Source organism: Labrys methylaminiphilus subsp. lupini, assembly GCF_051161885.1.
Lineage (GTDB): Bacteria > Pseudomonadota > Alphaproteobacteria > Rhizobiales > Labraceae > Labrys.
This window is the reverse complement of record NZ_JBMDIH010000002.1, coordinates 1,324,082-1,341,114: the sequence shown is the minus strand read 5'-3', so window position 1 is coordinate 1,341,114 and position 17,033 is coordinate 1,324,082. Positions and strand designations below refer to the sequence as shown.

Here is a 17,033-nt window from a genome sequence, read left to right as displayed (position 1 = left end):
TGCGTTTTCGAGCGCGAAATCAACTAAAAATACAAAATGAATACAAAAAGAATTTTATGTGTGGGCATAAGTTATTCTCGTGAGTGCCCATCACTCGTCGCCACAGCGCTTCTCGACAATGGTCTGAAGACGCAATCTGTTACTCCCGGCGCCACCGCAGGTGACGTTATTCTCAGAAGCTCCGCTCGGGAGCGGGATCCGAGGCGCGCCAGCAATGGCCCTTGATCTCCTCCCAACGCCTTCGGCTATGCCGAAGATGAGAGATGCCCTCATTTGGGCATGATCAGTGCGGCGGATCGGGATTATCCGCGTTTGGACCAGAGCTTATCGGGATTTCCGACTCAGATTTCGGGCGCAGTGACTTTGCTTGGGCTCACGTTTGACGGCACTGAGTTCGGATTGTTTAAGACGGACTCAATAATTTGGGGTCGTCTTTTGGTAAGAAATACGGATAGTATCTGATCGAAGAAATTTCGATACCGCAAACATGGATAAGTTCTACAAAGATCTGCGCTATAGAACAATAACTTGACCAATTTTCTTAGATTTTGCGTGTCTGTACGCGATATCGGCCGCTATCATGTCTTCCATTGCGATGCCCATCGCTTTGTAGACGGTAATGTCCGTTTCTAATTGCCTGCCGCTTTTCAAGCGCGAAAGCATGTCACCTAACGTTGTCGCGACGCCGGGATCGATCCCGCAAAGCTCGCCGCAACCAACGGGAGGTGCCTCGAAAGCCTCAAGGCTTTCGACAAAAAGGCTCGCCTTTTCCAACAATTCGACCGGCAATTCTCCGTGCGGAGGCGCATACCCAACGGATGTGACATGCGTCCCCGCACGTACCCACCCTGCCTCAATCACCGGTGTGTAGGAATGGCTTGCCAAGCAGACTATATCCGACGTTCGGACCGCGGCTTCGACATCCCTGACGGCAATGGCTTTTGGATTCAGGCGCGCGAGCTTTTCAGCATCTTCATACTCAAGGGAGGCGATGCGGATCTCGGTGAAATCACCAACCAAGGGCAGTAGCAGCAAATGCTCGCGACCTTGGACTCCGGCCCCAATGATCGTTGCGACCCGAGCATTCTTGCGGGCAAGCGCGCCCACTGACAGAACGGCCGATGCCGCAGTTCGGACCGCGGTAATATACGTGCCGTCCATGATGCAGACAGGCGCCCCGGTCTGCGCATCAAACAAGGTGATCGTAGCCAAATGGTTCGGAAGGTTGATTGCGAGGTTTCCCTCGAACACATTTACGACCTTAACCGCGATATTCATCCCCTCCATATAGGCGGGCATTGCCAAGCTAAATCCTTTTCCAGGAATCGTGATCTCGGGCCGGTGCGGAGACTGTACGGCACCTCGTGCAAGAGCCTGAAATCCGCTCGACAGGCGGCTAAGGAGTTCGCGGGGGTCAAGGTGCCGCATAACATCCTCTTCGCTCAGCGCCAAGATCGGCATGTCTCCTTTGCGGATTTCAGCTGCACTTTTTACGGCGTGCCTTTGCGCTTCACTACCCATGGACTTTGTTACCCTCCAAATTACATTGGTGCTAAGAATGTTGGTATCTTGTTTGAAATCAAACGATTAAATTTACTACATCATAACTTGAGGTAATGGCTTATGGGCGGACGCAAGCTGCCATCCTTGACCGCCCTTCGGTCTTTCGAGGTCGTCGCTCGGACGTTGAGCTTTACAAAAGCCGCAGAGGAATTGGGTGTCACTCAAGCGGCGGTAAGTCGTCAGATCAAGAATCTCGAGCGGGAACTTGCGGTAGAACTGGTATCGCGACGGTCAACGAAGAATGCACTGACGGATGCAGGCGACTTGTTGTTCGACGGCATCTACCGTGCCTTCGAAACGATCGCCGGCACCGTTGATAAGATCACCGACACCGGCGATAGGGAGATCCTCACCATAAGCGTGGCACCCTATCTTTCCGCGCAATGGCTGACTCCACATCTCATGGAATTCTTGGCCGTCCACCCCGAAATTGATTTACGGCTACATCATTCTTATCACCCCTCCGACCACCGCAGGGAGGGTATCGATATAGGCATCAACTGGGGTTCGGGTGAGTGGCTAGGTGTTGAGAAGATAAAGGTGGTTGACGGATCCCTAGAGGCAGTCGCCAGCCCGGCGTTGATTGAAAAAATCGGTGTGCCGGTCGATCCCCACAAGCTTCTGGGCCAACCCCTCTTTTACGAATTCGATTTGCAACATTGGCGGCTGTGGTTCGAAAATGCCCATGTGAAAATGCCTGACAATTTCAGAGGGCAGCGAATCTCCGATTCTCACGCACTTCGGCGCGCCATCGTCGATGGACATGGCGTTGGGCTGTTTTTCTCGGCGTTGCTCGATGAAGACGTTGCGACAGGACAACTCATTAGATTGCAGGGCGGCGCCATACATACAGGATATGACTATTATTTGAATTATCCGAGAGATGTCCAATTGCCCAAGAAGGCAAGGGCCTTCATGAGATTCATATTAGCAAAAGCCGGCATTCGAGGATGATTATGGTGGACGCTGGCCCCGCGCGAATCGACTGATGAAATACTCATTGTCGGGACCGAATTATGACTGCGGCCCACCTAAATTCAGATCACCAGGCTTGAAATAGTGTGCCCCTCGCGGATAGTGGCGATCCGCTACTATCGAGGGCTGCAGCCGTTGCCCTCAGCCGTCCAGATCCTCAGGCAGCAGGCCCTGCGGCAGGTTCTGATAGGCAACAGGGCGCAGGAAGCGGCGGATCGACAGCGTGCCGACGCTGGTCGCGCCGAAATTGGTCGAGGCCGGATAGGGGCCGCCATGCACCATGGCATCGACGACTTCCACCCCGGTGGGGAAGCCGTTGACGAGCACGCGCCCGGCCTTGCGCTCGAGGATTGGCAGCAGGCGGCGTGCGGCCGCAAGATCCGCCGGCTCTATATGAAGAGTCGCGGTCAACTGCCCCTCGAAGGAGCGGGCCAGCCGCTCCATGTCTTCCGGCGACGATGCCCGCACCACGAGGCCGAGCGGCCCGAACACCTCTTCGCCGAGCGCGTGGTCGGCGACGAAGCGATCGCTCGACGTTTCGAACAGGCTGGGCGCGACCTCGCGGCCGGACATCGGCGTCGCCAGCACGGATCTGACGGCGTTGCGTTCGGCCATGCGGGCCTTGCCTTCATGGTAGGATCGGGCAATGCCGTCCGACAGCATGGTCTGCGGCGCCACCTTGCCGAGAGCTTCCGTTGCAGCGGTGGTGAAGCGGTCGGCGTCGGGGCCCTCGATCACGATAGCGATGCCGGGATTGGTGCAGAACTGGCCGGCCCCCATGGTCAGGGAGGCTGCCCAGCCTTGGCCGAGTGCCTCGGGTCGTGCCTTGAGGGCTTCGGGCAGCAGGAACATTGGATTGACGGATCCGAGCTCTCCGAAGAAGGGGATCGGTTCCGGGCGGGCCGCGCAGAGATCGAACAGTGCGCGGCCACCTGCGAGCGAGCCGGTGAAGCCGACGGCCTTGATCAACGGGTGCTGCACGATGGCTTGGCCGATCTCGCGGCTGTTGCCCTGGATTAGGGAGAACACGCCCGGATGCATGCCGCTCCTGCGGATGGCGGCGTCGATGGCCTCAGCCACGATCTCGCCCGTTCCCGGATGGGCCGAATGGCCTTTGACCACCACGGGGCAGCCGGCCGCGAGCGCGGCGGCGGTATCGCCGCCGGCAGTGGAAAAGGCGAGGGGGAAGTTGGAGGCACCGAACACCGCGACGGGGCCGATGGGGCGCTGTATCATGCGGATCTCGGGCCGCGGGGCGGGCTGGCGATCGGGTAACGCCACATCCACGCGGCGGTCGAGATAACCGCCAAGCTCGACATGATCGGCAAAGAGCCGGAGCTGGCCGGTGGTGCGGGCGCGCTCTCCCTGCAGGCGTGCGGCAGGCAGGCCGGTTTCCTGGCTGCCGATCTCGGTGATCGCCTCGCCGCGCGCCTCGATCTCCTCGGCGAGGAGGCGCAGGAAGGCAGCGCGCTCCCATCGCTTGGCATAGCCGAAATGCCAGAACGCGTCCTCGGCCGCCTCGCAGGCCCGGTTCACCAGCGCGCTCGTGCCGATCGAAAACCGGTGGGTGGGCCCATGGGCGGGGGCCGATGCGAAGAACCCTTCGCCTTCGACCCAGTCACCTGTGACAAGATGCTTGCCTGTGGGAGTGAAGCCCATATGCCATTCCTTCCGAGCCGTGCGGGGGAAACGCGAAATTTCATCGCGCTTGTCGATTATATGTATACACCGTGTATTTTTTCTATCAACCCGTGATATCGAGCGGCAACGCGAACGACCAGGAAAGGCATGCCATGACTGACAGCCGTCTTTTGACGACGAGGGAACTGAGCGAGCAGGTGGAGGCGATCTTCCGCAAGGCCGGCTTCAATACCGCGCAGGCCGGAGCTGTGGCGCGGGTGATCGTCGCCGGCGAGCGTGACGCCTGCAAATCGCATGGCATCTATCGTATCGAGGGCGCGCTGCGCACGGTGAAGGCCGGCAAGGTCCGCCCCGACGCCGAGCCGGAACTGTCGGCTCAGGACGCCTCGGCCATCGTCAAGGTCAACGCGAAGGGCGGCTTCGCCAATCCGGCCTTCGAACTCGGCCTTCCCTTGCTGGTCGAGCGGGCGCGTTCCTATGGGCTTGCCGCGCTGGTGATCAACGACTGCACCCATTTCTCGGCGCTCTGGCCCGAGGTGGAGGCCTTGACGGAGCAGGGTCTCGCCGGTCTCGTGATGTGCCCCAGCTACTCGGCCGTGGCGCCCACCGGCGGCAACAAGCCCTTGCTCGGCACCAACCCCTTCGGCTTCGGCTGGCCGCGCCAGGGCAAGCCGCCCTATGTCTTCGACTTCGCCACCTCCGTCGCGGCGCGCGGCGAGATCGAACTGCATCGGCGGGCCGGCAAGCCATTGCCCGAGGGCTGGGCAATCGATGCCGAGGGCAAGCCGACGACGGATCCGGCGGCGGCTCTTGCCGGCGCGATGCTGCCCTTCGGCGGCCATAAGGGCTCGGCGATCGGCACCATGATCGAACTCCTGGCCGGCATCATGATCGGGGATCTCACCAGCCCCGAAGCACTGGAAGCCCTGGGCACCACCACCCTGGCGCCGGCGCATGGCGAGTTGATCCTTGCCTTCTCGCCCGAGAAATTCGCCGCCGGACGCCCGGGAGATCCCTTCGCTCGCGCCGAGATTCTGTTCGAAACCATCGTCGGGCAGGGCGCCAGGCTTCCGTCCCAGCGCCGGTTCGTGGCGCGCTCCAAGTCACAGGCGGAAGGCATCCTCCTCAGTGCAGCGGAGGTCGAGCAGCTCGACCGCCTGCTGGCCCTCGGCCTCGACGCCGTGGACTGAGGGGCCTCATATTGGCTGGGTGACTGCTCTTCAGAACCGGACCGATCGCAGGAACCTTCGCTTCTTGTCATCACCGGGCTTGTCCCGGTGATCTAGCCATTATCTCGATGGGTTGCGGTATCTGGATGCCCGGGACAAGCTCTGGCATGACAAAATCGAGTTCTTGTCGGCCTCGTTGCGATTGTAGAGCCGGCCAGCAGCAAAAAGGCCCTCCGGATGGGAGGGCCTTTTTCAGTTCAGTGCTTTCGACAATGCCGTCAGGCGGCGCATTTCTGTACGGCGCCGGGGAGGCGGCTCCACTGTGCATACCACGTGTCGAACAACTTGAGCTGAGTCTCGGCGTAGCCGCGCTGGCTGTCGGACAGCACATCGGTTTCGTTGAAGTTGAGGGCGTATTCCTTGTCGCCCTTCACCACCATCATGTGCTTGAAGAAGAGCACGAGGTCCGGTCCTTCGTCGAAGGAGGAGAGCACAGCCAGGGCCTGCTCCAGTTCCTGGGCGCGCTGGCGGGCGTCGACATCACCGGCGGCGGCGGCCTGCGACAGCTTGCACAGATGGATCACTTCCTTGGGCAGCACATTGCCGATGCCGGTGATCGCGCCGGTGGCGCCGCAATTGACGAAGCCATGGAACACGGCGGTATCGACGCCGATCATCAGCGAGACGCCATCGTCGCGGCTGGTGATGTTCTCGGCCGCATAGCGCATGTCGGCCGGGCCGCCGAACTCCTTGAAGCCGACGAGGTTGGAATGCTCGGCCCTGAGGGCGAAGAAGAGGTCGGCACGGGTGGCGAAACCGTAATAAGGGCTGTTGTAGATCACGGCCGGCAGATCGGGCGCAGCCGTAAGGATGGCCTTGAAATGTTCCTTCTGGGCCGCGACCACCGAGCCGCGCGACAACACACGTGGGATCACCATCAGGCCCTGAGCGCCGACTTTCTGGGCATGGGCAGCATGCGCCACGGCCGAGGCGGTATTGACCGCGCCGGTGCCGACGATCAGCGGGATACCGGCCTTGACCAGACGCTCGACGCCTTCCATGCGCTGGGCGTCGGTTAGGAGAGGCCAATCACCCATCGAGCCGCAATAGACCACGGCCGACATGCCGTCGGCGATGAGCTCCTTGCCCTTGCGCACGAGAGCATCGAAATCCGGGCTGCGGTCTGCCTTGCACGGGGTCATCAGCGCGGGGATGACACCGGAGAAAATCTTGGCCTTCATCTCGGGTTCCTCTGTTGGCCTGTCGGATAGGCTTGATCGTAGCACCGCAAGGGCACCGGTTCCTCGCCTTCGACGTCTTCATACGCGTTTGTATATTATTTGTCGACAAGAAATCGACATACAAAGATACGAAGCCCCTCTTATATGAACGATACTTATCGTAATGAATTGTTTTCGCTTGTCCTTTTCGTTTCGCGGCGAGCCAGGAAAATTGGAGAAAAACGCCTCAAAGCGCGATGTCGAGACGGCGGTCGCGGACCAGGAGCTTGCGAATTTGCTCGACGATCTGCTCGGCGTGGATCTTGGCCAGCCGTTCGGCGAGGTCGACGTCACGCGCCACGACGGCATTGATCATGTCTTCGTGCTCGTCGACGAAGCGCTGCGGCAACCGGTCGTCAAAGGATTGGTAATAAAGGCGCAGGAAGCGCCGGCCCTCGTCGAGCAACCGCTGGAACAGGCCGGCAAAATAGGGATTGCGGCCGGCTTCGGCGATGGCCGAATGGAACGCGGCATTGGTGGCGATCATCGCCAGGGCATCCTGGGCCTCGACCGCCGCGGCAAATTCTGCCTGGCGGGCGTGGATCGCGTCCAGATCCTGCTGGCGATGATGCTCGGCTGCCAGCCGTGTCGTCACCCGATACATCAGCACCAACGCATCGAAAAAGGGCGACATGTTGAGGAAATCGATGCTCGACACCATGGTCGAACGATTGGGAAGGGTGTCGATCAATCCCTCGCCGGCGAGTCGCACCAGGGCCTCGCGGATTGGCGTGCGGGACATTTTGAAGCGCTCCGCCAATTGGACCTCATCGATCGGGCTTCCGGGTGGCAGCACCAGATCGAGGATTTCGTCGCGCAGGAGGTCGTAGACCATCTTGACGCCGGAACCGCGCTTGCGCTCCGTGGACGGGCCGCCCTCTGACTTTTTCTTCATTTCAGAATCCTCTTGTCGACAAGAGGGATACTGTCGAGCGGACAAGCGATCAACCGTTTCGCGGCGATACCGTTTGCCGGTGCCGGGGAGTCGGCATTACGCTCTACCCCATGAAAGGCATAGATACTTAAGTTTTTCAGTAAATTAGAATGAATATATAATTCAAAAAATTAACTCTTGGAGAGCGACACATGCTTCCGTGCTTTTCCTGGGGCATTAGCCGCGCACCGCGGCCCGAAAGGCGGCGGACAGAGCGGCAAGTGCTTCGCGTGGCCGGCCATTGCCAAGCCGGCTATGCAGCAGCACGGGCAGGCGCGGCAAATCGGGAAGGCCGAGCCTGGCCCCCACCTCGACCGCACCGAAGGGCAGCATGCGTGGCGCCAACGCCGCGACGCCGAGTCCGGCCATGACGGCGGCGGCCACCGCCGCAACACCGCCGCCGACGAAGATCTCCGTCCAGCGTATGCCGGCCGCGTCGAGCAGCCGGCCGGCCATCACCCGCACGCCGCAGGGTTCAGCCAATGTCGCAAGCGGCAGAGGCTCGTCCGCCCGGTGCTGCCAGCCCGGCGCCGCGAACCAGCCGAGCTTTTCCTCGGTGATGATCTCGCCATCGCTCCGCCCGGCATGCAGGCGCACGATCACCGTGTCGAGTTCCCGCCGGTCGAAGCTTTGCAGCAGATCACCGGACGAGCCGATCCGGATCTCGATCAAAAGCTGCGGGTCCTGCGCATTCATGCGCGCGATCAGCGCCGGCAGTTCCGGCCCGGCGACATGATCGCTGATGCCGATGGTAAGGCGCTGACGAGCCCCGGCAAACACGCCGAGCGCGCGGTCATGCACTTCGAGAAGCTCGCGGGCATGATCGAGGAAGGTAGCGCCCTGGGCCGAGAGCTGCACATAGCGAGGTGTCCGCTCAACGAGCCGGCAGCCGAGCCTGTCTTCGAGGCGCTTCAGCTTCAAGCTGACGGCGGCCTGCGTCGTCTGCATGGCTTCGGCCGCCCGGGTGAAGCTGTCGAGCTCGGCAATATGGACGAAGGCCCTGATGGCATCGAGGTCGAGGGGGCGTTCCATCATTTCCAATCGTTATCATTGATATCCACTTTCATAGAATATCAAAATGTTGGGGCGGCCGCTAATCTCGAACGGAAATCATGGAGAAGAACGGATATGCCGCTTACACACATCTCGTTGCGGGCCGGAAAGCCGGAGGCCTACCGGCAAGCCATCTTCGACGGCCTCTATCGCGCGATGCGCGAGACCTTCGACGTGCCCGAGGACGATCAGTTCATGACCATCACGGAACATGAGGCCGGCAATTTCCGCTATGGCGCCTCCTATCTCGGAGTCGCCCGCAGCGACGATCTCGTACTGATCCAGATCACCGCCAATGACACCCGCAGCAAGGAACAGAAAAAGGCGCTGTTCCGGCGGATCGCCGAACTGCTCGGCCAAGAGCCCGGCATCCGGCCCGATGACGTCTTCGTCAGTCTGGTCGAGGTTGCGAAAGCCAATTGGTCCCTCGGCCATGGCCTCGCGCAATATGCCTGAGGGGGCAGGCGGAGGCATGGTCTTGGTGTGCCGGTCTTCTCAGCTCCATCAAATGACAGAGCGAGATCGGGACACCGAGTTTCAGGCATCGTCATCGTCCTCGATGTGATCGGCAAAGGTAGATCCGCGGTATTCATCGCGGAACAGGCGGGCTTTTCAACCAGCCGGGGCACCAGGTCATCGAGTGCCAGCTGCAATGCTTCGGCCGACCCGCCCGGCAGGATGATGAAGCCGTAGATGGCGCCGGCACCGGCCTATTGCCCGATCTGCCCGGCTGCGTCCTCTGTCGTTCCGATGACGCACCAATGCGCCGAGCCGATTACCTCGGGACGGGTCAGAAGCTCGGCATGGGTATGGCTGCGGAAAATCGACGCTGCTGGAGGCGATCATGGGCTTCTTGCCCCTGAGCGCCGGCGAGATCACACTGGCGGGAAGGCCCCGTCGGCGCCATCAGGCGGAAAGTGCTCGCCCGCGATATTGCCTATCTGCCGCAGGACATTCATTGCCCCCACTATATGACTCTTGGCGAGTTGATCGAACTGGCCGGCTATGCCGAAAAGGACCGCTCGCAGGCAGCGATCCGCGCCCGCCTCGACAAGATCATGCCGGGCTGGGACAAGTTCCTCAGATCGGCGCGGGAAGGGCGCATTCTCTATCTCGACTCCGGTGAGGTCGCCACTCCCACCCTCGCTAGTGCCGAACACACGCTCGACGCCTTCGCCGCCAGGAAGGAATGAGCCAGGCCCCCGCGACGGCGACAGAGTTGCGCGTGGAGAGCAACGCCTTCGTTCCGATCGTAACTCGTCTCGTCGGCTCTCAGCATTCCGGCAGGTTGACGGCAAGCCCGCCGGTCGAGGTCTCCTTGTATTTGAGATTCATGTCGATGCCGGTCTGGCGCATCGTCTCGATGCAATTGTCGAGCGGCATGAAATGCTTGCCGTCGCCGCGCAAGGCCAGGCTGGCGGCGCTCACCGCCTTGATCGCACCGAGCCCATTTCGCTCGATGCAGGGCACCTGCACCAGGCCCTTGGCCGGATCGCAGGTCATGCCAAGATGATGCTCCAGAGCGATTTCGGCCGCGTTCTCCACCTGCTCGTTGGAGCCGCCGAGCGCTGCGCAAAGCCCTGCCGCCGCCATGGCCGAAGCAGATCCGACCTCGCCCTGGCACCCGACCTCGGCTCCCGAGATTGAGGCGTTGTATTTGATGATGCCGCCGATGGCGGCGGCAACCAGCAGAAAGTCGCGGATGCCTTCATGGCTCGAGCCACGGCAGTGATCGCGATAGTAGCGGATCACGGCCGGCACTACGCCGGCGGCCCCGTTGGTGGGCGAGGTGACGACGCGTCCACCGGCGGCGTTCTCCTCGTTGACCGCCATGGCATAGATCGAGATCCAGTCATTGACGACATGGGGCTGTTCGAGATTGCGGCCCTGTTCGGCTAGAAGCTGCTGATGAATGGTGCGTGCACGACGCCGCACCGACAGGCCGCCCGGCAGAATGCCGTCGTGTCGTAAACCCCGGTCGATGCAGCCGTCCATCGCAACCCAGATCGCATCGAGCTTGTCGTCGAGAGCGCCGCCGTGGACGACGCCTTCATTGGCCCGCTTCATCTCGGCGATGCTGAGATTGGCGGCGGCGCCCATCGCCAGCATTTCGGCAGCCGTACCGAAGGGATGGGGAAAGCCGAGCGCACCCGGCTCATCGGACGAAGACGCATCCTTGCTGCGCTGGGCTTCGAGTTCTTCGGCCGACAGGACGAAGCCGCCGCCGATCGAATAGAAGATCCGGCTGAGAAGCACCGCGCCCTCTGCATCCGTGGCCGCGAGGATCAGGCCATTGGCGTGGCCGGGCAGAGGTGGGCCATAGTCGAAGATGAGGTCGGTGTCGGGGGTAAAGCTCAGCGGCGGCAGGCCTGGCAGCCTGATCACGCCGGCATGGCGGAGTTCTGCTTCCTTCTCCTGTGCCAGGTCCGGATCGATGGTGGCAGGCAGAAAGCCCATCAGCCCGAGGATGACGGCACGGTCGGTGGCATGGCCGTGACCGGTGAAGGCCAGCGAGCCGTGCAGGCTGGCCTTGAGCCTGAGGCCCGTCATCGCAGGCTCGTGCCTGACCAGGGCACGCAGTTCCTCCAGAAAACGGGCCGCCGCCACCATCGGCCCCATGGTGTGGGACGAGGAAGGCCCGATACCGATCTTGAAGATGTCGAAAATCGACAGAAACATGCCAAGCTCTCTAATCAACGCTCTCTAATCAAGGCAGGCGGCCCTGAAGGACCGCCTGCCGGGCGCGTGGCTATCAACCTTTACTCGGCCGCTTCGACATAGCTTTCGAGTGGCGGGCAGGAGCAGATCAGGTTGCGGTCACCATAGACATTGTCGACGCGATTGACCGGCGACCAATATTTGTCGACCCGGAAGGCGCCGGCCGGATAGCAGGCAATTTCGCGGCTATAGGACCGGTTCCATTCGCCCACCAGATCCTCGACGGTGTGCGGCGCATGCTTGAGCGGGTTGTCCTCCGGATCGAGTTTACCCGCCACGATCGCCTCGGCCTCCGCCGCGATGCCGAGCATCGCCGCGATGAAGCGGTCGAGCTCGGCCTTGGGTTCGCTTTCCGTCGGTTCCACCATCAGCGTGCCCGCCACCGGCCAGCTCATGGTCGGAGCATGGAAACCGCAGTCGATCAGCCGCTTGGCGATATCGTCGACGCTGACGCCGGCGCGATCCTTCAGCACGCGGGTGTCGAGGATGCACTCATGCGCCACCCGGCCCTTGGCCGAATAAAGGATCGGATAGGAGGCCGAGAGGCGGCTGGCGATGTAGTTGGCGTTGAGGATCGCCACCTTGGTCGCCTGGGTCAGGCCCTCGCCGCCCATCAGCAGGCAATAGGCCCAGGAAATGAGCAGGATCGAGGCCGAGCCATAAGGCGCCGAGGATACCGCGCCCTTCTCGCCGGTCTGCGGCAGGGTCGGCAGGTAAGGCGCCAGATGGGCCTTGACGCCGATCGGCCCCATGCCTGGACCGCCGCCGCCATGCGGAATGGCGAAGGTCTTGTGCAGGTTGAGATGGCTGACGTCGGAGCCGATGTCGCCGGGACGGGCGAGGCCGACCATGGCGTTCATGTTGGCGCCGTCGAGATAGACCTGGCCGCCATGGGCGTGGGTGATCTCGCAGATCTCGCGCACCGTCTCTTCGAACACGCCATGGGTCGAGGGATAGGTGATCATGCAGGCGGCGAGATTGGCCGAATGGGCCTCCGCCTTGGCACGGAAATCGGCAAGGTCGATGTCGCCATTGGCCGACGCGCCGACCACCACCACCTTCATGCCGCACATCTGCGCCGAGGCGGGATTGGTGCCATGGGCGGAGGTTGGGATCAGGCAGACGTCGCGATGATGGTCGCCGCGCGCCTGATGATAGGCCTGGATGGTCAGAAGGCCGGCATATTCGCCCTGCGCGCCGGAATTGGGCTGCATCGAGAAGGCGTCATAACCGGTGATCTGGCAGAGCTTGACCTCGAGATCGGCGATCGCCTCGGCATAGCCCCGGGTCTGGCCATCGGGTGCGAAGGGATGGACGTCGGCAAACTCAGGCCAGCTCAGCGCCGTCATCTCGGCGGTGGCGTTCAGCTTCATGGTGCAGGAGCCGAGCGGGATCATCGAGCGGTCGAGTGCGAGATCGCGATCGGCCAGACGGCGCATATAACGTGTCATTTCCGCTTCGGCGCGGTTCAAATGGAAGATCGGATGGGTCAGATAGGCTGACGTCCGTTCCAGGGTCTCGGGAAGCCGATATTCATGGGTGAGGTCGTCATCCTTGCGGTCGATACCGAAGGCGCGCCAGATGGCTTCGGTATGGCCGCGGCGGGTGCGCTCGTCATAGGCGATGCCGATCTTGCTGGTGCCGACCCGGCGCAGATTGATGCCTTCGGCCTCGGCCGCCTTCAGGATGGCGCCCTGGACCGCGCCGACCTCGACCGTCACCGTGTCGAAGAAGGTCGATGGTTCGACCTGGTAGCCCTGGCTCTCCAGGCCCTTGACCAGGCGTACCGTCTTGCGATGGACGCGCTCGGCGATCGCCCTGAGCCCGGTCGGGCCGTGGAACACCGCATACATCGAAGCCATCACCGCCAGCAACGCCTGGGCGGTGCAAACGTTCGAGGTCGCCTTTTCGCGGCGAATATGCTGTTCGCGGGTCTGCAGCGACAGGCGATAGGCGCGGTTGCCGCGCGCATCGATGGAAACGCCGACGATGCGGCCGGGCATGCTGCGCTTGAGCGCGTCGCGCACCGCCATATAGGCGGCATGCGGGCCGCCATAGCCCATCGGCACTCCGAAGCGCTGGGTCGAACCGACGGCGATGTCGGCGCCCATCTCGCCCGGCGCCTTGAGAATGGTCAAGGCGAGCGGATCGGCGGCGACGCAGGCCAGGGCCTCGGCGCCGTGCAGTGCCTCGATCACGCCGGTGAAGTCATGCACATGGCCGTAGGTGCCGGGATATTGGAACAGCGCGCCGAACACGCTTGCCGGATCGAGATCGGCGAAGGGATCGCCGACCACGACCTTCCAGCCCAGCGCGGCGGCGCGGGTCTCGATCACCGCGATGGTCTGGGGATGGCAATGGTGATCGACAAAGAAGGCGTTGGCTTTCGACTTGGCGGAGCGCCGGCACAGGGCCATCGCCTCGGCTGCGGCCGTGCCTTCATCGAGCAGCGAGGCGTTAGCGACGTCGAGGGCGGTCAGATCCGAGATCATGGTCTGGAAGTTCAGCAGGGCCTCGAGGCGCCCCTGGCTGATTTCGGGCTGATAGGGCGTGTAGGCGGTGTACCAGGCCGGGTTCTCGAAGATGTTGCGCTGGATCGCCGGCGGCGTGACGGTGCCGTAATAGCCCTGGCCGATCAGCGAGATCATCACGCGGTTCTTGTCGGCGACCTCGCGCAGGCGGTTGAGCACACCGTGCTCGGACAGAGCCGGCCCCCAGGCGAGCGGCGCCTTCTGCCGGATGCCCGACGGCACGATGGCATCGATGAGCGCGTCGAGGCTGTCGGCGCCGACCGCCTTCAGCATCTCGGTCATTTCAGCCGGAGAGGGGCCGATATGGCGCCTGTTGGCGAAATCATAGGGATCATAGGTGGTTTCGGTATGAGACATCGTACCCTCTCAGAGCAAAGCGCGTTCGAGACCGAACGCTTGTTTGCTCCAACTCCTTGTTTCCAAGCCAATTCAAAGAATTGGCTCGAGCGCCTTTGCGATTCTTGATGTTTCCGTCACATCACAAAACGCTTTAGCCGATGTGAGCTTTATAGGTGGCCTCGTCCATCAGGCCAGTCGCATCATCGGCATTGGCCAGCTTGAGACGGAAGAACCAACCACCGGCCTGCGGATCGGAATTGACGAGAGAGGGGTCGTTGACGATGGCCTCGTTCACCTCGACGATCTCGCCATCGAGCGGGCAATAGACGTCCGAGGCTGCTTTGACGGACTCGACCGTTGCCGCGACGTCCCCCTTCGACAAGTGCTTGCCGACCCCTGGCAGCTCGACGAAGACGAGGTCGCCGAGTTGCTCGGCGGCATGGCCGGTGATGCCGACCGTGGCGACGCCGTCGGTGATATCAAGCCATTCATGGTCTTCGGTGAATTTCGTCATGGTGGGCCTCTCAGCTGCGCTTGTAGCGCGGGGTGATGAAGGGAAGGGTAGCGACGACGACCGGCAGGCGCTTGCCGCGGACCTCGGCGAACAGCCGGGTGCCGGGCTCGGCGCTGGCAGTGGGAACATAGCCCATCGCGACGGGAGCGCCGAGGGTGGGACCGAAACCGCCGGACGTGACGCGGCCGATCGGCGCTGCCGCCGTCTCGTCGGCGAACAGCTCTGCTCCGTCCCGGATCGGCGCGCGGCCTTCGGCGGCGAGCCCGACGCGCCGGCGCAGCGCACCACGCTCGAATTCGGGCAAGATCACCTCCGCCCCCGGGAAGCCGCCCGCGCGGGCGCCACCGGTGCGCCGCACCTTCTGCACAGCCCATTCGAGGGCCGCCGCGACCGGTGTCGTCGAGGTATCGATGTCGTTGCCATACAGGCACAGCCCGGCTTCGAGCCGAAGGCTGTCGCGCGCGCCGAGTCCGATGGGATGCACGTCGGGATCGGCAAGCAGGGCCTTGGCCAGTTCTTCCGCCTGGGCCGATGGCACCGAGATTTCGTAGCCATCCTCGCCCGAATAGCCCGAACGGGAAACCAGGCAGGAGGCGCCGAGGATGGAGAGCTCTCTTACATCCATGAAGGCCATAGCGGCGATTTCTGGAGCAAGCTTGGCCAGCGCTGCCTCCGCGGACGGGCCTTGCAAGGCAATGAGCCCACGATCCGTCAGTTCCTCGATCTCGCAGTCTTTAGACAGATGAGCACGCAGATGGGCAATGTCCTGCTGCTTACAGGCCGCATTGACCACCAGGAAGAGATGGTCGCCGCGATTGGCGAACATCAGATCATCGAGGATACCGCCCCCCGCATCGGTAAAGAGCCCGTAACGCTGGCGACCCGGCTTCAGCCCGAGCACATCGACCGGGACCAGCCGCTCCAGCGCGAGCGCCGCATCCTCGTATTTGCCGGATTTCGCACGCAGCACGACCTGGCCCATATGGCCGACATCGAACAGCCCTACCAGGGCGCGGGTGTGGAGGTGTTCCTTCGCCACGCCCTCGGGAAACTGCACGGGCATGTCATAGCCCGCAAACTCCACCATTCTGCCGCCGAGCGCGGCATTGAGCGCGGTCAGCGGCGTCTTTCCAAGTTCATTCCTGCCAGGTTCAATCTTGTCGTCCATGGGCATGTCCTCGGTGGTGGTTCTTCTCAGGCCAAATATCGAGAATATCGACCCATGCGCAGGCATGGCATCCCAGGACCGTCGACTGCGCCAACGTCTTCGGACAGCTCGGATATGCCAGATCGTTTGACATTGCAGAAATTCATAGTTCAAATGCTAGGATTGAAATTTCTCATGATAACGCCATGCAGAATATTCCTACAGAACTCCTGCGTACCTTCGTGAAGGCCATCGATTCAGGCAGCTTCACGCGCGCCGGTGCATTGGTCGGCCGCAGCCAGTCGGCGGTGAGCCTCCAGGTTCGCCGGCTCGAGGAAATCGTGGCGGCACAGCTCTTTCAAAGGGATGCGCACAAGCTGCAACTCACCCAGGAAGGAACGTTGCTCGCCCAGTTCGCCCGGCGCATCCTGGCCTTGAACGACGAGGCGCTTGCCAGTATGCGCCAGCCCAAGGTTGCCGGGCGCATCCGGCTGGGTGCCCCCCATGAATATACGGCTTCGCTGCTACCGGACTTCCTTGGCAAGTTCGCCCAGTCCCATCCGAATGTGATGCTGGAAGTAACGAGTGACCTGAGCAAGAACCTGCTCAGTCGCCAGGCCGATGGCGATCTCGATCTCGTGATTGCTTTGCACGACGAGCCGAACCTGACGGAGGGACGCCAGATCTTCACCGAGCCGCTGGTGTGGATGACGAGCGCCGACCATGAGCGCCACACCCAGAGCCCTTTGCCCCTGGTGGTGGCACCGCCGCCCTGTATCTACAGGCACCGCATCCTGGAGACACTGAACGGGCTCGGCAGGCCCTGCCGGATCGCCTATCTCAGCTCGAGCTATGACGGCATTTCCGCCGCCGTGCGGGCGGGGTTGGGCGTGACGGTGATGGCGGAGAGTGCGGCGCCGTCGGGCGTGCGCATGCTCGGTGAGCGCGACGATTTCCCGCCGCTCGGCCATCTCGAACTCAGGCTGCACCGGCTTGCCGGCAATTCGAGCGAGGCGATCATTCGCCTCGAAGACTATATTGCCGAAAGCTTCGCCGATACCGAACTCGGGCGGGGCGGCCGGCCGCGGCCCTTGCCCCTGTCGGAATAGACCGCTTCCGATACGAATACCTTCCCCGGAATACGTCTGGGGACAGGAAAGACGGTAGGA

14 protein-coding genes are annotated in these 17,033 nt (G+C 62.2%); 5 read left to right on the top strand and 9 right to left on the bottom strand.

Annotated features, from left to right (window positions below; all coding sequences use genetic code 11):
- Positions 1–513: 513 nt before the first annotated feature.
- Complete coding sequence (locus ACN6KF_RS31785; RefSeq protein WP_434960875.1) at positions 514–1,521, bottom strand: ornithine cyclodeaminase family protein; 1,008 nt, start codon at positions 1,519–1,521, stop codon at positions 514–516.
- Positions 1,522–1,623: 102 nt separating this feature from the next.
- On the opposite strand from ACN6KF_RS31785, the gene ACN6KF_RS31780 reads away from it, so the two are divergent.
- Complete coding sequence (locus ACN6KF_RS31780; RefSeq protein ID WP_434960874.1) at positions 1,624–2,517, top strand: LysR substrate-binding domain-containing protein; 894 nt, start codon at positions 1,624–1,626, stop codon at positions 2,515–2,517.
- Positions 2,518–2,679: 162 nt separating this feature from the next.
- On the opposite strand, the gene ACN6KF_RS31775 is transcribed toward ACN6KF_RS31780, so the two are convergent.
- Positions 2,680–4,197, bottom strand: coding sequence for an aldehyde dehydrogenase (NADP(+)) (locus tag ACN6KF_RS31775; RefSeq protein WP_434960873.1), 1,518 nt, complete (start codon positions 4,195–4,197; stop codon positions 2,680–2,682).
- Between the two features lie 134 nt (positions 4,198–4,331).
- Here ACN6KF_RS31775 and ACN6KF_RS31770 point away from each other — a divergent pair, with 134 nt between their 5' ends.
- Positions 4,332–5,369 (top strand): Ldh family oxidoreductase, encoded by a 1,038-nt coding sequence (locus ACN6KF_RS31770; RefSeq protein WP_434960872.1) that lies wholly within the window; start codon positions 4,332–4,334, stop codon positions 5,367–5,369.
- A gap of 257 nt (positions 5,370–5,626) precedes the next feature.
- Here the strand turns inward: ACN6KF_RS31770 and ACN6KF_RS31765 are convergent, their stop codons facing one another.
- The 3 genes from ACN6KF_RS31765 to ACN6KF_RS31755 all read right to left on the bottom strand — a co-directional run bounded on the left by ACN6KF_RS31765 (position 5,627) and on the right by ACN6KF_RS31755 (position 8,597).
- On the bottom strand, positions 5,627–6,589 hold the full coding sequence (locus ACN6KF_RS31765) for a dihydrodipicolinate synthase family protein (protein ID WP_434960871.1): 963 nt from the start codon (positions 6,587–6,589) through the stop codon (positions 5,627–5,629).
- A gap of 226 nt (positions 6,590–6,815) precedes the next feature.
- Positions 6,816–7,523, bottom strand: coding sequence for a GntR family transcriptional regulator (locus ACN6KF_RS31760; RefSeq protein ID WP_434960870.1), 708 nt, complete (start codon positions 7,521–7,523; stop codon positions 6,816–6,818).
- A 216-nt stretch (positions 7,524–7,739) separates the two neighbouring features.
- Entirely contained in the window at positions 7,740–8,597 is an 858-nt protein-coding gene (locus ACN6KF_RS31755) for a LysR family transcriptional regulator (RefSeq protein WP_434960869.1), read from the bottom strand.
- Between the two features lie 93 nt (positions 8,598–8,690).
- Between ACN6KF_RS31755 and ACN6KF_RS31750 the strand changes: the two genes are divergently transcribed.
- On the top strand, positions 8,691–9,071 hold the full coding sequence (locus ACN6KF_RS31750; protein WP_434960868.1) for a tautomerase family protein: 381 nt from the start codon (positions 8,691–8,693) through the stop codon (positions 9,069–9,071).
- Positions 9,072–9,532: 461 nt separating this feature from the next.
- Complete coding sequence (locus ACN6KF_RS31745) at positions 9,533–9,808, top strand: hypothetical protein (protein ID WP_434961384.1); 276 nt, start codon at positions 9,533–9,535, stop codon at positions 9,806–9,808.
- 79 nt (positions 9,809–9,887) lie between these two features.
- On the opposite strand, the gene ACN6KF_RS31740 is transcribed toward ACN6KF_RS31745, so the two are convergent.
- The 4 genes from ACN6KF_RS31740 to gcvT all read right to left on the bottom strand — a co-directional run bounded on the left by ACN6KF_RS31740 (position 9,888) and on the right by gcvT (position 15,885).
- Positions 9,888–11,294, bottom strand: a complete 1,407-nt coding sequence (locus ACN6KF_RS31740) for an L-serine ammonia-lyase (RefSeq protein WP_434960867.1) — start codon at positions 11,292–11,294, stop codon at positions 9,888–9,890.
- An 80-nt stretch (positions 11,295–11,374) separates the two neighbouring features.
- On the bottom strand, positions 11,375–14,221 hold the full coding sequence (gcvP, locus tag ACN6KF_RS31735) for an aminomethyl-transferring glycine dehydrogenase (RefSeq protein ID WP_434960866.1): 2,847 nt from the start codon (positions 14,219–14,221) through the stop codon (positions 11,375–11,377).
- Positions 14,222–14,354: 133 nt separating this feature from the next.
- Positions 14,355–14,717 (bottom strand): glycine cleavage system protein GcvH, encoded by a 363-nt coding sequence (gene gcvH / locus ACN6KF_RS31730; protein WP_434960865.1) that lies wholly within the window; start codon positions 14,715–14,717, stop codon positions 14,355–14,357.
- Positions 14,718–14,727: 10 nt separating this feature from the next.
- A complete protein-coding gene (gene gcvT / locus ACN6KF_RS31725; RefSeq protein WP_434960864.1) occupies positions 14,728–15,885 on the bottom strand; it encodes a glycine cleavage system aminomethyltransferase GcvT in 1,158 nt (385 codons plus the stop codon).
- A 185-nt stretch (positions 15,886–16,070) separates the two neighbouring features.
- Here gcvT and ACN6KF_RS31720 point away from each other — a divergent pair, with 185 nt between their 5' ends.
- Positions 16,071–16,973 (top strand): LysR substrate-binding domain-containing protein, encoded by a 903-nt coding sequence (locus tag ACN6KF_RS31720; protein ID WP_434960863.1) that lies wholly within the window; start codon positions 16,071–16,073, stop codon positions 16,971–16,973.
- Positions 16,974–17,033 lie beyond the last annotated feature (60 nt).

Bases quoted from the DNA above. Each gene is read 5' to 3' on its own strand.
- ACN6KF_RS31765 (WP_434960871.1), bottom strand. From the start codon at position 6,589: ATGAAGGCCAAGATTTTCTCCGGTGTCATCCCCGCGCTGATGACCCCG.
- gcvP (WP_434960866.1), bottom strand. From the start codon at position 14,221: ATGTCTCATACCGAAACCACCTATGATCCCTATGATTTCGCCAACAGG.
- ACN6KF_RS31780 (WP_434960874.1), top strand. From the start codon at position 1,624: ATGGGCGGACGCAAGCTGCCATCCTTGACCGCCCTTCGGTCTTTCGAG.
- ACN6KF_RS31750 (WP_434960868.1), top strand. From the start codon at position 8,691: ATGCCGCTTACACACATCTCGTTGCGGGCCGGAAAGCCGGAGGCCTAC.
- ACN6KF_RS31755 (WP_434960869.1), bottom strand. From the start codon at position 8,597: ATGATGGAACGCCCCCTCGACCTCGATGCCATCAGGGCCTTCGTCCAT.
- ACN6KF_RS31775 (WP_434960873.1), bottom strand. From the start codon at position 4,197: ATGGGCTTCACTCCCACAGGCAAGCATCTTGTCACAGGTGACTGGGTC.
- ACN6KF_RS31770 (WP_434960872.1), top strand. From the start codon at position 4,332: ATGACTGACAGCCGTCTTTTGACGACGAGGGAACTGAGCGAGCAGGTG.
- ACN6KF_RS31740 (WP_434960867.1), bottom strand. From the start codon at position 11,294: ATGTTTCTGTCGATTTTCGACATCTTCAAGATCGGTATCGGGCCTTCC.
- gcvT (WP_434960864.1), bottom strand. From the start codon at position 15,885: ATGGACGACAAGATTGAACCTGGCAGGAATGAACTTGGAAAGACGCCG.
- ACN6KF_RS31785 (WP_434960875.1), bottom strand. From the start codon at position 1,521: ATGGGTAGTGAAGCGCAAAGGCACGCCGTAAAAAGTGCAGCTGAAATC.
- ACN6KF_RS31760 (WP_434960870.1), bottom strand. From the start codon at position 7,523: ATGAAGAAAAAGTCAGAGGGCGGCCCGTCCACGGAGCGCAAGCGCGGT.
- gcvH (WP_434960865.1), bottom strand. From the start codon at position 14,717: ATGACGAAATTCACCGAAGACCATGAATGGCTTGATATCACCGACGGC.
- ACN6KF_RS31720 (WP_434960863.1), top strand. From the start codon at position 16,071: ATGCAGAATATTCCTACAGAACTCCTGCGTACCTTCGTGAAGGCCATC.